General features: G+C 72.0%; 14 protein-coding genes. 11 read left to right on the top strand and 3 right to left on the bottom strand.

Annotated elements, in window-relative coordinates; translation table 11 throughout:
• Nucleotides 1-67: 67 nt before the first annotated feature.
• Together asd and LRA98_RS10080 are read right to left on the bottom strand one after the other, a co-directional pair.
• The gene (asd, locus tag LRA98_RS10085; protein WP_238633988.1) at nucleotides 68-928 is read right to left on the bottom strand and encodes an archaetidylserine decarboxylase; all 861 of its coding nucleotides are present in this window, start codon (nucleotides 926-928) and stop codon (nucleotides 68-70) included.
• Nucleotides 925-1,629: an SCO family protein gene (locus tag LRA98_RS10080; RefSeq protein ID WP_201169146.1), complete on the bottom strand. Its 705-nt coding sequence runs from the start codon at nucleotides 1,627-1,629 to the stop codon at nucleotides 925-927. The genes asd and LRA98_RS10080 overlap by 4 nt, the downstream gene beginning before the upstream one ends.
• 123 nt (nucleotides 1,630-1,752) lie before the next feature.
• Here LRA98_RS10080 and prmB point away from each other — a divergent pair, with 123 nt between their 5' ends.
• Nucleotides 1,753-2,673 carry a 50S ribosomal protein L3 N(5)-glutamine methyltransferase gene (prmB, locus tag LRA98_RS10075; protein WP_238633987.1) on the top strand — a complete coding sequence of 307 codons (921 nt, stop codon included), beginning with the start codon at nucleotides 1,753-1,755 and terminating at the stop codon, nucleotides 2,671-2,673.
• Between the two features lie 75 nt (nucleotides 2,674-2,748).
• Nucleotides 2,749-4,047, top strand: a complete 1,299-nt coding sequence (locus tag LRA98_RS10070) for a M48 family metalloprotease (protein ID WP_238633986.1) — start codon at nucleotides 2,749-2,751, stop codon at nucleotides 4,045-4,047.
• Between the two features lie 29 nt (nucleotides 4,048-4,076).
• On the opposite strand, the gene LRA98_RS10065 is transcribed toward LRA98_RS10070, so the two are convergent.
• Nucleotides 4,077-4,529, bottom strand: a complete 453-nt coding sequence (locus LRA98_RS10065) for an arsenate reductase ArsC (RefSeq protein WP_201241521.1) — start codon at nucleotides 4,527-4,529, stop codon at nucleotides 4,077-4,079.
• Nucleotides 4,530-4,709: 180 nt separating this feature from the next.
• On the opposite strand from LRA98_RS10065, the gene hemH reads away from it, so the two are divergent.
• Genes hemH through LRA98_RS10020 form a run of 9 tightly spaced genes read left to right on the top strand, consistent with a single transcriptional unit; the run spans nucleotide 4,710 to nucleotide 12,860 of the window.
• Entirely contained in the window at nucleotides 4,710-5,825 is a 1,116-nt protein-coding gene (hemH, locus tag LRA98_RS10060; RefSeq protein ID WP_238633985.1) for a ferrochelatase, read from the top strand.
• A 4-nt stretch (nucleotides 5,826-5,829) separates the two neighbouring features.
• Nucleotides 5,830-6,363 (top strand): Na+/H+ antiporter subunit E, encoded by a 534-nt coding sequence (locus tag LRA98_RS10055; protein WP_238633984.1) that lies wholly within the window; start codon nucleotides 5,830-5,832, stop codon nucleotides 6,361-6,363.
• Nucleotides 6,364-6,379: 16 nt separating this feature from the next.
• Nucleotides 6,380-6,646 (top strand): monovalent cation/H+ antiporter complex subunit F, encoded by a 267-nt coding sequence (locus LRA98_RS10050; protein ID WP_274519941.1) that lies wholly within the window; start codon nucleotides 6,380-6,382, stop codon nucleotides 6,644-6,646.
• Nucleotides 6,643-6,948 carry a monovalent cation/H(+) antiporter subunit G gene (gene mnhG / locus LRA98_RS10045; protein WP_238633982.1) on the top strand — a complete coding sequence of 102 codons (306 nt, stop codon included), beginning with the start codon at nucleotides 6,643-6,645 and terminating at the stop codon, nucleotides 6,946-6,948. Before LRA98_RS10050 ends, mnhG begins: the two co-directional genes overlap by 4 nt.
• Nucleotides 6,945-7,910, top strand: a complete 966-nt coding sequence (locus LRA98_RS10040; protein WP_238633981.1) for a hydrogenase subunit MbhD domain-containing protein — start codon at nucleotides 6,945-6,947, stop codon at nucleotides 7,908-7,910. The genes mnhG and LRA98_RS10040 overlap by 4 nt, the downstream gene beginning before the upstream one ends.
• Nucleotides 7,907-8,209, top strand: coding sequence for a sodium:proton antiporter (locus LRA98_RS10035; RefSeq protein ID WP_238633980.1), 303 nt, complete (start codon nucleotides 7,907-7,909; stop codon nucleotides 8,207-8,209). The genes LRA98_RS10040 and LRA98_RS10035 overlap by 4 nt, the downstream gene beginning before the upstream one ends.
• Nucleotides 8,210-8,212: 3 nt before the next feature.
• Nucleotides 8,213-9,676 (top strand): complex I subunit 5 family protein, encoded by a 1,464-nt coding sequence (locus LRA98_RS10030; protein WP_238633979.1) that lies wholly within the window; start codon nucleotides 8,213-8,215, stop codon nucleotides 9,674-9,676.
• The gene (locus LRA98_RS10025; protein ID WP_238633978.1) at nucleotides 9,673-11,184 is read left to right on the top strand and encodes a complex I subunit 5 family protein; all 1,512 of its coding nucleotides are present in this window, start codon (nucleotides 9,673-9,675) and stop codon (nucleotides 11,182-11,184) included. The genes LRA98_RS10030 and LRA98_RS10025 overlap by 4 nt, the downstream gene beginning before the upstream one ends.
• The gene (locus LRA98_RS10020; RefSeq protein WP_238633997.1) at nucleotides 11,184-12,860 is read left to right on the top strand and encodes a proton-conducting transporter transmembrane domain-containing protein; all 1,677 of its coding nucleotides are present in this window, start codon (nucleotides 11,184-11,186) and stop codon (nucleotides 12,858-12,860) included. Before LRA98_RS10025 ends, LRA98_RS10020 begins: the two co-directional genes overlap by 1 nt.
• The last annotated feature ends 99 nt before the right edge of the window (nucleotides 12,861-12,959 follow it).

Here is a 12,959-nt window from a genome sequence, read left to right as displayed (position 1 = left end):
GTTAACGCGCCGCCCCACGATCGGACTCCAACCGCCAACCGAGCCACCCCACGATCGAGCCCCGACCCTAAAGACGCCCCAAAACCTCCCCCATCCGCACCGATTGCCCCGACACCAGACCATCGGCCCAACGCACCGCCCCCCGCGGCAACACCAGAATCACCGTCGAACCCAGATTGAACCGCCCCAACTCCTCACCGCGATCCAAAAACACCCCGGCACCCGGCGCGTAATCCCGACTCAACCCCGACGCATCCGCCACCGCCCCCCCCCAGACCGTCTCAATACTGCCCACATTCACCGCCCCCACCGGGACCACCGCCACCGGCCCCACCGCCGTCTCCCAGAGCGTCACATGCCGCTCATTGCGCAGGAACAGCCCGCGGATGGCGCGCACCGCACAGGGGGCAACCGTCAGCAGGCGCCCCGGCACATGCCGCTCGGCACACAGACGCCCGGCCAGCGGCGCATGAAAGCGGTGATAATCCCGCGGCGACAGATAAATCGTCACGAACGCCCCATCGCGCAGCGGCGTGGCATCCAGCCCGCCAAGCAGCGTACTCAGGGGGTACTCGATCCCCTTGGCCTGGATCAGCTGCTCGCCGCGCAGATGCCCCACCGCGCTCACCGTCCCGTCGCAGGGGCTGACCAGCGCCTGCGGATCCTCGGGCAGCGGCCGCGCCCCCGGGCGCAGCGCCCGGGTGAAGAGGGCATTGAAGGTGGGGTAGGCACACGGGTCGGCGTGCTCGGCCTCGCTCAGATCCAGCCCGTAGCGCTGGACCAGGAAGCGATTCAGGCGGTTCTTCAGCCAGGGGCGCGGGGAGCGCGCCACATGCCAGGTCACCCGGGAGAGCAGCCGCGTGGGCAGCAACCGGTGCCCGAAGGCGCGGACCCGGTCGGCAAGATGGGCGGCGGGCTCGGCGCTCATTCGCGGACCCGCTCGCGGACGCTCTCTAGCAGGTTGCGCAGGAAACCGCCGCGTTCGCGCTCCATCAGCCGGAACAGATCCCGAGCGATCAGCTCCGGGTGGTGCGGGGGCATCAGCAGCGCCACCAGCTTGCCGCGGGGGTTGATCACCAGCAGCGCTCCCTCCGGCTGGATGTGGAAGCCGTCGTCCACGTTGCCGCCGTTGGGCGCCATGTAGCGCACCCCGACGCTGCCGGCAAGCTCGCGGACCCGCGCCACCGGTCCACTGATGCCGTGGAACGCGGCCGGATAGCGGCCCACGTAGTCGGCCAGCTCGTCCGGGCCGTCATCGGGATTGACGCTGACCAGCGCCACCTGCAGCCGCGCGCTCATCCGCGTGTGCGCCAGCTGCTCGCGGGCGCTGTGCAGCAGCGCCAGGTTCTCCCAGGTGGTCGGGGATTCGGTGTGCCCGAAGGTCAGCACCGTCCACTTGCCGTGGAGGTCGGTGGACGAAAAGCGCTTCCCGTCCTGGTCTTCGAGCACGAAATCGGCGATGGGCCGGCCATCCTCCAGGTAGGTGCCCTGGATGTCCGGCACCCCCGGATCCGGGCGCAGGGCGGTGGCGGCGAGGCCGACGCCGATCACCGCCGCCAGCACCGAGAGGACGGCCAGCAGGGCCCCGAGCAGGGGCCGGGTGGTTCGTTGCGGACGGTTTGCCGGCATGGGCGCTCCCGGATCCAACATCGCAAGCCGTTCCAGCGCGCGACAGCGCGTGCATCGATCGCTGGGCAGTGGCACCGTAACCGGCCATCATAACCGAAGCGCAAACGCCAAGGGAGGAACACCGTGGAGCCCATCGACCACGCCCCGGAGGGTCTCGAGACCCTGCGCGACATCGTCCGCTACGCCGCCAGCCGCTTCAACGAGGCCGGGCTGGTCTACGGCCACGGCACCGACAACGCTATCGACGAGGCCGCTGCGCTGGCCCTGCACGCGCTGCACCTCCCGGCGGACCTGCCCGACCTCTACTGGGGCGCGCGCCTGACCCGCGGCGAGCGCGAGGCGGTCATGGCCCGGGTGCGTCGGCGCATCCAGGAGCGCCTGCCGCTGCCCTACATCACCCACGAGACCTTCTTTGCCGGATTGCCGTTCTACATCGACCAGCGCGTGCTGGTGCCCCGCTCGCCGATTGCCGAACTCGTCGAGCGCGGCTTTCAGCCCTGGCTGGATCCGGACGCCGTCGAGCGCGTGCTGGAGATCGGCACCGGCTCCGGGTGCATCGCCGTCGCCTGCGCCTACGCCTTCCCCGGCGCCGCCATCGACGCCACCGACATCGACGCCGACGCCCTCGAGGTGGCCGCGGTCAACGTCCACCGCCACGACCTGGACGAGCGCGTCGCCCTGATCCAGTCCGACGTCTACGAAGGCCTGCCGCAGCAGCGTTACCAGCTCATCGTCACCAACCCCCCCTACGTGGATGCCCCGGCCATGGCCGCGCTGCCAGCCGAATACCGCCACGAGCCGCACCACGCCCTGGCCGCCGGCGAGGACGGCCTCGACGTGGTTCGCCGCATCCTCAGCGGTGCCCCGGATCGGCTCACCGAAGACGGCCTGCTAGTGATCGAGGTGGGCGACTCCGAGGAAGCCGTTGCCGAGGCCTTCGGCCACCTGCCGCTGACCTGGGTGGAGCTCGAGCGCGGCGGCTTCGGTGTCTTCCTGATCAACGCCACGCAGTTGCGCGAGGCCCGGGACGCGGGTGCGCTATAGTCGAGGAGGTCCGACAACGGAACCACGGATCCGGAGCGACGATCCGGGCGGCGGCAGCCCGGCAGGGGAGGAAAGATGCAGGGCAGACAGGTCTGGCGATGGCTGATTCCGGTGGCGCTGTTGGCGCTGGGCGTGTCCGGCTGCGGCGTCAACCCGGTCACCGGTGAGCGGGAGTTCCGGCTGATCTCCGAGAGCGAGGAGATCGCCATGGGCGAGCAGCACTACGAGCCCACCCTCCAGAGCATGGGCGGTCGCTACAACGCCGACTCGGAGCTGGTCGCCTACGTCGACGAGGTCGGCCAGCGTGTCGCCGCCGAGAGCCACCGCCCCGGGTTGCCCTATGAGTTTGTCGTCCTCAACGACGGTACCCCCAACGCCTGGGCCCTGCCCGGCGGCAAGATCGCCATCAACCGCGGCCTGCTTACCGAAATGGAGAATGAGGCCGAGCTGGCCGCCGTGCTTGGCCACGAGATCGTCCATTCCGCCGCCCGTCACGGTGCCCAGCGCGTCGAGCGCGGCATGATCATGCAGGCCGGCGTCGCCGCCGTCGGCCTGGCCACCCAGGACCACGATTTCTCCGGACTGCTGGTCGCCGGGGCCAGCGTCGGCGTGGGGCTGATCAGCCAGCGCTACTCCCGCGAGGCCGAGCTCGAGGCGGATTACTACGGCACCCGCTACATGGCCAAGGCCGGCTACGACCCCGAGGCCGCCGTCACCCTGCAGGAGAAGTTCGTGCGCCTGGCCGGCGACCGGGAGCCCTCCTGGCTTGAGGGGCTCTTTGCGAGCCATCCGCCGTCCCGGGAGCGCGTGACGGCCAACCGCGAGACCGCCCGCGCCCTGCGCGAGGAGCTCGGCGGCGAGGACTGGACCCTGGGTGGGGAGCGCTACGCCCAGCACATCCGCGTGCTCGAGGAGAACAGCGAGGCCTACGCCCGGCACGACGAGGCGCAGCAGGCCCTGCGTGCCAAAGAGCCCCGCCGGGCCCTGGAGCTGGCCGACGCCGCCATCGACGCCTTCACCGAGGAGGCCGCCTTCCACGCCGTGCGCGGTCAGGCCCTGGCCCGGCTCGGTGAGAAGGATCAGGCCATCACCGCCTTCGACGCCGCCATCGAGCGCAACGACGGCTTCTTCAGCTACCACCTCGACCGCGGCCTGCTGCACCGGGCCCGCGGCGACGACGAGCGCGCCCGCGAGGATCTGGTCCGCTCGGCCCGCCTGCTGCCCACCGCACCGGCCCACTTGGCGCTTGGAGAGATGGCCGAGGCCGACGGCGCCCGCGACGCCGCCATCGCCAACTACGAGAAGGCGGCCAGCGCCGAAGGCTTCTACGGCGAGCGCGCCCGAGAGGCCCTCAGCCGCCTACAGGACGGCTGAGCCGGCCGCCGGGGCAGGGCAGCGGGATCTTAGATCTCGAACTCGTCGATCCCGCCGCGCACCTCGTTAAGCAGGAACAGGATGTTCTCCTTGATCTCGTCCTGCGCATCACGGTAGGCGTTCATCGCCTGCGTATCGTCGTCGGCGCCGGCCTGCGCCGGGTCGTTGGTCGGCCAGTGGCGGTGTTCCACACCCTTGGGCAGCTCCGGGCAGGCCTCCTGCGCCTCCTCGGAGAGGGTGATCACCATGTCCACCTGCTCGAGCACCGCCGGGTCCAGCGCCTTCGGCGCCTTGGACGAGATGTCCGTCCAGTCCTCGCTCATCACCTTGGCCGCCCGCGGGTCGAGCTCCTGCGCCGGCGCGATCCCCGCCGAGCAGGGCTCGATCAGATGGCCGGCGAGGTTCTCGGCAAAGCCCTCGGCCATCTGCGAGCGGCAGGCGTTGCTGTTGGACAGGAAGAGTACACGGGTCTTGTTGCTCATTGCCTTGATCCAGACGGTTGCCTACGTGTGACGCGCAGTCTACCCGGCCGGCGGTGTCCGGGTCAGCCTCGGATCGGCGGCTGATTGATGACAGATATGCAGACTGTAAGGAAGTTTCGCCCCATCCGGCCGTCGCTGAACTCCCCAACGTAAGCCCGCTCCTGATATGCTCCGGGCCCTATGAAACTCTATTCCGCGAAGAGCACGTTCCAGCACGATGAAGCGCACGCCGTGGGGGTCCTGGTCGCCAACCTGGGCACCCCGGACGAGCCGACGGAACCGGCCCTGCGCCGCTATCTGCGCCAGTTTCTCTCGGATCCGCGGGTCATTGAGATCCCGCGCTGGCGCTGGTGGCCGATCCTCTACGGCATCGTGCTGCGCACCCGCCCCAAGAAGTCCGCGGCCGCCTACAGCGAGGTGTGGGAGGAGGACGGCTCGCCGCTGCTGAGCATCGGTCAGCGCCAGGCGGCCGGCATCCGCCAGCGCCTGCAGGCGATGAACGATCGCGGCCCCTTCGTCGTGGAGCTGGGCATGCGCTACGGCAACCCGTCCATCCCGGCGGCCCTGCGCCGGCTGCGCGAGTCCGGGGCGCGGCGGATCCTGGTACTGCCGCTCTACCCGCAGTACTCCGCCTCCACCACCGGCTCCACCTTCGACGCTGTGGCGCGCGAGCTGATGGGCTGGCGGTGGGTGCCGGAACTGCGCATGGTCGGTCAATACCACGACGAGCCGGTCTACATCCAGGCCCTGGCCCGCTCGATCCGCGAGCACTGGGAGCGCGAGGGGCGCGGCGAGCGGCTGCTCTTCTCCTACCACGGCGTGCCGGAGCGCTACCTGCTCGACGGCGACCCGTACCACTGCCAGTGCCTGAAGACCTCGCGACTGGTGGCCGAGGAACTGGGCCTGGAGCCGGGCACCTGGGATGTGACCTTCCAGTCGCGCTTCGGCAACGAGGAGTGGCTCAAGCCGTACACCGACGAGACGGTCACCGAACTCGCCCGGTCCGGCGTCAAGCACCTGGATGTCGTCTGCCCCGGCTTCTCCGCCGACTGCCTTGAAACCCTCGAGGAGATCGCCGGCGAGAACCGCGAGTACTTCGAGGAGAGCGGCGGCGAGCGCCTCTCCTACATCCCGGCGCTCAATGACCGCCCCGATCACCTCGATGCACTCGCCGCCCTGATCCTCCAGCACGGCCAGGGCTGGCGCGAGGTCGACGGCGGCCGCGACCCGCAGGCCGAGCAGCGCGCCCGCGCCGAGACCGCCGAGCGCGCCCGGGCCCGGGGCGCCGCGAGCTAGCCCCATGCCCGCGCCGGCGGCCTCCGAGCGCGGATCCCGCCCCGGTGTCGCCGTATGGCTCGGCCGCACCCTGCGGGCGGCCGCGCTCATGCTGCTGCTCTGGCTGATCCTTGCCGAGGGGCGGCTTGGCGGCGTGCTCGGCGCCGCCACCATCCTTGCCGCCGCCGCGGTTGGCGTCTACTTCGCCGGCCGTCGCATCTACCCCTGGTACCCCCTGCCAGGCCTGCGCTTTGCCGGTTTTTTCCTAGTGCGCTCGCTGATCGGCGCTGCAGACGTCGGCTACCGCGCCATGCACCCGCGCATGCCCATCCACAGCCACTGGCTGCGCTACGCCGTGGCCCTGCCCGCCGGTGAGCCCCGGGTGGTGCTGGTAGCCGCGCTCAGCCTGCTGCCCGGTACCTTGGCCGCTGACCTGCGGGGCGATATCCTCGTCGTCCACGCCATCACCCCCCAGGCCGAGGGCGAGGTGGCCGCGCTCGAGCGACGCGTGGCGGCGCTCTACGGCCTGGATCAGGCCGCCACCGGCGGCGCCGCATGAGGCCAGCGCCGTGGAGATGCTCTATCTGGGACTCGCCGTCTTCCTGCTCCTCAACCTCCTCGCCGGGCTCTGGCGCGTCCACCGCGGTCCCACCGCCGCCGATCGCATGCTCGCCGCGCTGCTTTTCGGCACCACCACCGTGGCCGTGCTGCTGCTCCTCGCCGAGGCCATGGGCCTGCCGGCCCTGCGCGACGTGGCACTGCTCTTTGTCGTGCTTGCCGCGGTGATCGCCGTCGCCTTCACCCGCGTGCCGCGGCGCCTGCACAGGCGGGAGGAGGGATGACCCTGCTCGATGGGATCAGTGCCGTGCTGCTCGTCCTCGGCGGGCTGTTCTTTCTCACCGGCACCGTCGGGCTGCTGCGCTTCCCCGGCGTCTTCGCCCGCCTGCACGCGCTGACCAAGGCCGACAATTTGGGCCTGGGCTGTGTGGTGGCCGCCCTGATCCTGCAGGCCGAGAGCGGCTGGGTGGCGGCCAAGCTGGTGCTGATCTGGCTGCTGGCACTGATCGCCGCTGCCGTCTCGGCGCACCTGATCGCGCGCTTCTCGCTGCGCGCCGGCGGTGGGCCGCGGAGGACGCCGCCGTGATCGACTGGGCCTTCGATCTGCTGCTCGCCGCCGGCCTGCTGGGGCTCGCCTGGCAGATCGTCGCCAGCCGCATCCTCTTTCGCAGCGTGGTGCTGTTCATCGTCTTCGGCCTGCTCATGGCCGTGACCTGGGCCCGCCTGGCCGCCCCCGACCTGGCCCTGGCCGAGGCGGCCATCGGCGCCGGGATCACCGGCGCGCTGCTGCTCTCCGCCTACCGCGCGCTGCTGCCCGATCGCGACGATGGCGGTGAGGGCGGGTCGCCCCCGCCGGCGGTGCCACCGTGGGCGGCGGTGGGCGTGGCCGTGCTCGTCGGCGTCCTGATCGCCGGCATCGGCTGGGCCGTGGTCGGCCTCGAGCCACCGGAGCAGACCGCCGGGCGCCTCGCCCTGGCCAAGCTCGAGGCGAGCGGGGTGGAGAACCCGGTCACCGCCGTGCTGCTCAACTTTCGCAGCATCGACACCCTCTCCGAGGTGGTGGTCCTTTTCGTCGCCTTCCTCGCCGCCCGGGTGGTGGCCCAGGACCTGATCCACGCCGGGCCCGGGGACTGGCTGCGCGCCAGCCGCCGCGAGCCGCTGCTGGTCCAGCCGCTGATCGCCTTCATCGCGCCCATGACGGTCCTCGCCGCCGGGTACCTGCTTTGGGCCGGCGCCAGCCAGCCTGGCGGCGCGTTCCAGGCCGGCGCCGTGCTCGCCGCCCTGGGGGTGCTGCTGCGCCTGACCGGGCGGCTGCGCCCCACCGAGGAGACCAGCCTTCCCGAGCGCCTGGTCCTGGTCGGCGGCTTGGTGCTGTTCAGCGCCATTGGCCTGGCCAGTGCCGGGGTGGCCTCGGCAGTGCTCGAATACCCGCCGGGCTGGGCCTATGAGCTGATCCTACTCATCGAGACGGCGCTGACACTGGCCATAGCGCTGCCGCTGGTGCTGCTGTTCAGCGGCTCCGGCGGCCTGCGCGGGGAGGCGCGGTGACCCAGGCCGCCTTCTACTCGCTGATCGCCGGGGCGCTGGCGGGCATCGGTATCTACGGGCTGATCACCCAGCGTCACCTGCTGCGCCGCATCCTCGCCGTCAACGTCCTCGGCAACTCGGTCTTCCTGCTGCTGGTGGCCCTGGCCCGGCGCCACCCGGACTACGTCGATCCGGTGCCCCACGCCATGGTGCTCACCGGCATCGTCATCGCCGTCAGCGCCACCGCCTTCGCCCTGGTCCTGGCGCGGCGCTACTACGCCGAGACCGGGCTCAATCACCTGCCCGAGGACGAGGAGTAGGCCGTGGCGACGCTCTCCCTGCCACTGGCCTTCTTCCTGCCGCTGCTCACCGCGCTGGCGGTCTTCCTGGTGCGCGCCCGCCGGGCGCCGTGGCTGCCGCTGCTCGGCGCCCTGGCCACGGTGGTGGCGGTGGCCGATGTGGTCCGCCAGGTGGCCGAGCACGGCCCGCAGGTCCATCACCTGGGCGGCTGGCAGCCGCCGCTGGGCGTGGAGCTCTACGCCGACGGGCTCTCGGCGCTGATGCTCGGCATGACCGCGCTGGTGGGCCTGGCGGTCACCCTCTACGCCGGGCCCTACCTGCGCGGCAAGGGCTACAACACCGAGCTCTTCTGGCCGCTGTGGCTGGTGCAGTGGGCCACACTCAACGGCACCTTCCTCTCGGCGGACCTGTTCAACCTCTACGTCATGCTGGAGCTGCTCACCCTCACGGCGGCTCCGCTGGCGGCCATGGCCGGCGATCGGCCGTCGCTGGGCGCGGCCATGCGCTATCTGCTGCTGGCGCTGCTCGGTTCGCTGGCCTACCTGCTCGGCGTGGCGCTGCTCTACGGCGGCACCGGCACCCTGCACTTGCGCGAGGTGGGCGAGCTGGTTGGTGCCGATGCCCACACCGCCGTGGCGGCGGCGCTGATCACCGCCGGGCTGTTCGCCAAGGCGGCGGTCTTCCCGCTGCACATGTGGCTGATGCCGGCGCACAGCAACGCCCCGGCCCCGGCCAGCGCGGCGCTCTCGGCGCTGGTGGCCAAGGCCGGGCTCTACCTGGTGCTGCGCCTGTGGTTGTGGGTCTTCCCGGTGCTGCTGAGCACCTACATGGGCTGGCTGATCGGTGCCCTGGGGGCGCTGGCGGTGCTCTACGGCTCGCTGCAGGCGCTGCGCCAGCCGCGGCTCAAGCAAGTCATCGCCTACTCGACCATCGCCCAGCTCGGCTACCTGCTGCTGCTCCTGCCCATGGTGGTGATCCCGGCCGCCGCCGTGCACGCCTGGCAGGGCGTGGCCTACCACGCCCTGGCCCACGGCTTCGCCAAGTCCGCCGCCTTCCTCGCCGCCGGCAATATGCTCTACAGCCTCGGGCACGATCGGCTCGAGGGCCTGCGCGGGCTCACCCCGTACCTGTCGATCACCGTGCTCACCCTGGGGCTGGCCTTCGCCAGTCTCATGGCCCTGCCGCCCAGCGGTGGCTTCCTGGCCAAGTGGCTGCTGCTCAGCGGTGCCATCAGCGGCGGGCAGTGGCCGTGGGCGGTGGTGATCATCCTCGGCAGCGTGCTCGCCGCCGCCTACGCCTTCCGCGTTCTGGCGGTGGCCCACGCCGCGCCGCCGGCTGGCTACACCGAGGTGCGCCCCGCACAACGGGTGCCGCGGATCATGGAGTGGGTGCCGCTGCTGCTGGTGCTCATCGTCTACGCCATGGGGGTCACGGCCATGCCGGCGCTGGGGCTGTTGGAGCAGGGCGCACCGGAGGGGCTCCAATGATCGACGCGCTCCAGGACCTGCTGCCGCTCTGGGCCTTGCTCGCCTCGCTGGGGACGGCGGTGATCATCTTCGCCCTGCGCGATGAGCGTCGCCGTCAGCGCACCTTCTGGAACCTCTTCGGTGCCAGCGTCAAATTGGTCCTGGTGGCCCTGCTGGTCTACGGCTTCCTGCAGGGGCGCAGCTACCAGGTCGCCTGGGAGGTCGTCCCGGGCGTCACCTTTCACTTGGCGGCGGATCCGCTGGCGCTGCTGTTCGCCATGCTCTCGGCGGTGCTCTGGCTGGTCACCACCGTCTACGCCGTCGCCTATCTGGAGAACTCCGCCCAGCGCGCGCGCTTTTTCGGCTTCTTCTCGCTGTGCGTGGCCGCCACCTTCGGCATCGCCCTGGCCGGCAACCTCTTCACCTTCCTGCTCTTCTACGAGGCGCTGACCCTGGCCACCTACCCGCTGGTGGTCCACCGCGGGCACCCGGCGGCGCTGGCCGCCGGGCGCACCTATCTCGCCTATACCCTGGGCGGGGGCATGGCGCTGCTCGCCGGCACCGTGGCGCTCTACGCCGCGGTGGGCGAGCAGCCGTTCAGTCCCGGCGGCTCGGCGGCGGTGGCCGAGTGGGCGGCCGCGGCACCGGGGGCGGCCACCGTGGTGCTCGCGCTGCTGCTCGGCGGCGTGGCGGTCAAGGCGGCGCTTTTCCCGCTGCAGGCGTGGTTGCCGGTGGCCATGGTGGCGCCGGCGCCGGTCAGCGCGCTGCTCCACGCCGTGGCGGTGGTCAAGGCCGGCGCCTTCGGGGTGGTGCGCATCGTCCAGGACGTCTACGGCCACGCCGTGGCCGCGGATTTGAACGTGACCCCGGCGCTCGCCGTGCTGGCGGCGGTGACCATCCTCTACGGCTCGTTGCGCGCCCTGGCGCAGGTGGAGATCAAGCGCCGCCTGGCCTTCTCCACGGTCAGCCAGGTCTCGTTCATCACCCTGGGCGTGGCCATGGGCGGGCCGCTGGCGCTGATCGGCGGGCTGGTGCACCTGGTCCACCAGGGGCTGATGAAGATCACCCTGTTCTTCTGCGCCGGCAACTACGCCGAGACCCTGAACATCCACCGCATTGAGTCGCTCAACGGTGTGGGGCGGCGCATGCCGCTGACCTCTGTCGCCTTCACCATCGGTGCGTTGGGGATGATCGGCTTCCCGCCCATCGCCGGGTTCATCAGCAAGTGGCACCTGGGGCTGGGTGCGCTGGCCCAGGAGCTCTACTGGGTCCTGGCCGTGCTGGTGGCCAGCACGCTGCTCAACGCCGCCTACTTCCTGCCCGTGCTGCGGCGGATCTGGCTGCTGCCGGCCCCCGCCGTCTGGTCGGGGGCGCCGCCGCGCACTAGCCGTGCCGAGACCCACCGCTGGCTGCTCTACCCGGCGCTGTTCACGGCGCTGGCGGCCCTGCTCGCCGGCGTGCTGGCGGCGGCGGAGTTCTCGCCGCTGAGCTGGGCGCAGCGCATCGTGGAACAGGAGTACCCGCCGTGATGATCGACCCGGCCGCCGGACTGCTCCTGCCGGTGCTCACCCCGCTGCTGGCGGTGGCGCTGCTTGCCGCCGGTGCGCGGCGGAGCGGGGCGGCGCTGCTGGTCCTCGCCCCGCTGACCGGCCTGGGTGCTATCGCCTTAGCCGATCAGACGCTCAATCTGCCGTGGCTGTTGCTCGACGCCCGGCTGGCGGCCGATCCAATGGGCCAGGCGGTGCTGCTGCTCGCCGCCCCGGTGGCCGCCGCCGCGCTGCTCTTCGCCGTGGCCGGGGAGGGCGGCCGCGGCGGCCCGCCCGCCGGGCTGCTCATCGGCCTGGGTGCCACCCTGGCGGCGCTGATGGGGGTGGTGCTGGCCGCCGATCTGGCCACCTTCTACTTCGCCTACGCCGCCATGACCCTGGCCGCTTACCCGCTGGTGGTCCACTTCCGCACGCCGGCGGCCTTCCGCGCCGGGCGCGTCTACCTGGGTATGGCGGTGCTGGCCGAGGCCGCGGTGCTCGCCGCCGTGCTGCTGATCGCCGCCGAGGGTGGCAACGCCGCGCTGGCCGAGGTGCCGGCGCTGGTCGCCGAGCACCCGTACCGCGGCGTGCTGGTGGGGGGCATCCTGGTGGGGTTTGCCGTGAAGGCCGGCGTGGTGCCCCTGCACGCCTGGCTGGCGCTGGCCCACCCGGCGGCGCCGGTGCCGGCCAGTGCGCTGCTCTCGGCGTTGCTGGTCAAGGCCGCCCTGGTGGCGTGGTGGCGCCTGCTGCCCATCGGCGATCTGGCCCTGCCGGTGGCCGGCGGGGTGCTGGTGGTGGCGGGGCTGGCCAGCAGCCTCTACGCCAGCGTGGTGGGCGTGACCCAGCGCCGGGCCAAGACGGTGCTCGCCTACTCCACGGTTAGTCAGATGGGCCTGATGACCGCCTTCACCGGCACCGCACTGCTCGAGCCGGCGCTGGCCGGGGCGGCGCTCACCGGCGTGGCGCTCTTCGCCCTGCACCACGGCCTGGCCAAGGGGGCGCTGTTCCTCGGCTGCGGGCTCCACGGCCGCCACCGTGGGGCGTACCTGCTGCTGCCGGCGCTCGCCCTGGTGGGCGTGCCCGCCACCAGCGGGGCCCTGGCCAAGGGGGCGGGCAAGCAGCTCGGCGCCGAGGCCCTCGGCGCCCCGGCGGAGCCGCTGCTGCTGCTCGCCTCGGCGCTGACCGCCGTGCTCATGATCCGCTTCCTGCTGCTGGCCTGGCGCGGCGAGGGCGGGGCGGATCCGCTGGCGCGGCGGGCGGCGGTGCTCGCCCTGGTGCTGCTCTCCCTGACCCTGCCGTGGCTGGCGGCGGCGGTGGTGGCCCCGCAGCTGGTGGGCTACACGGCGCAGCCCTCGGCCCTGCTCGACGCCCTGCTGCCGGCGCTCGCCGGCGGCGCCGTGGCCGCGGTGCTCTTCGGTCTGGCCGGGGCCGCACGGCTGCCGCGCATCCCCGAGGGCGACTGGATCAAGCCGGCGATGCTCGCCGGCGTGCGCCTGGGCTACGCCACCCGGCGGGCGTGGCGGCGGCTGCCATCGCGCCCGCGGGCGCCGTCGCTGGTGGCGCTGACGCGGCTGAGCGCGGCGGTGGAAAGCCGCCTGCTGGCGCTGGCCATGGCCGGGGTGCTCTTCCTGCTGTTGGTCCTGGGGATCGCGCTGCTCGGGATCCTCGCCGGCGGCTAGAAGCGCGCGCCGACGCCGGCGTTGAACATGAACGCCCGGGGCACGGAGTCCACCGTCTCGGTGCTCATGGTCGCCTCGGCCCTTGAGCGGGCCGCCGGG

The organism is Halorhodospira sp. M38 (assembly GCF_022227985.1).
GTDB classification, from domain to species: domain Bacteria; phylum Pseudomonadota; class Gammaproteobacteria; order Nitrococcales; family Halorhodospiraceae; genus Halorhodospira; species Halorhodospira halophila_A.
The sequence above is the reverse complement of the archived record's forward strand: the minus strand, read 5'-3'. Positions and strand labels throughout refer to the sequence as shown.

Bases quoted from the DNA above. Each gene is read 5' to 3' on its own strand.
- asd (WP_238633988.1), bottom strand. From the start codon at position 928: ATGAGCGCCGAGCCCGCCGCCCATCTTGCCGACCGGGTCCGCGCCTTC.
- LRA98_RS10080 (WP_201169146.1), bottom strand. From the start codon at position 1,629: ATGCCGGCAAACCGTCCGCAACGAACCACCCGGCCCCTGCTCGGGGCC.
- LRA98_RS10070 (WP_238633986.1), top strand. From the start codon at position 2,749: ATGCAGGGCAGACAGGTCTGGCGATGGCTGATTCCGGTGGCGCTGTTG.
- LRA98_RS10065 (WP_201241521.1), bottom strand. From the start codon at position 4,529: ATGAGCAACAAGACCCGTGTACTCTTCCTGTCCAACAGCAACGCCTGC.
- hemH (WP_238633985.1), top strand. From the start codon at position 4,710: ATGAAACTCTATTCCGCGAAGAGCACGTTCCAGCACGATGAAGCGCAC.
- LRA98_RS10055 (WP_238633984.1), top strand. From the start codon at position 5,830: ATGCCCGCGCCGGCGGCCTCCGAGCGCGGATCCCGCCCCGGTGTCGCC.
- LRA98_RS10050 (WP_274519941.1), top strand. From the start codon at position 6,380: ATGCTCTATCTGGGACTCGCCGTCTTCCTGCTCCTCAACCTCCTCGCC.
- mnhG (WP_238633982.1), top strand. From the start codon at position 6,643: ATGACCCTGCTCGATGGGATCAGTGCCGTGCTGCTCGTCCTCGGCGGG.
- LRA98_RS10025 (WP_238633978.1), top strand. From the start codon at position 9,673: ATGATCGACGCGCTCCAGGACCTGCTGCCGCTCTGGGCCTTGCTCGCC.
- LRA98_RS10020 (WP_238633997.1), top strand. From the start codon at position 11,184: ATGATCGACCCGGCCGCCGGACTGCTCCTGCCGGTGCTCACCCCGCTG.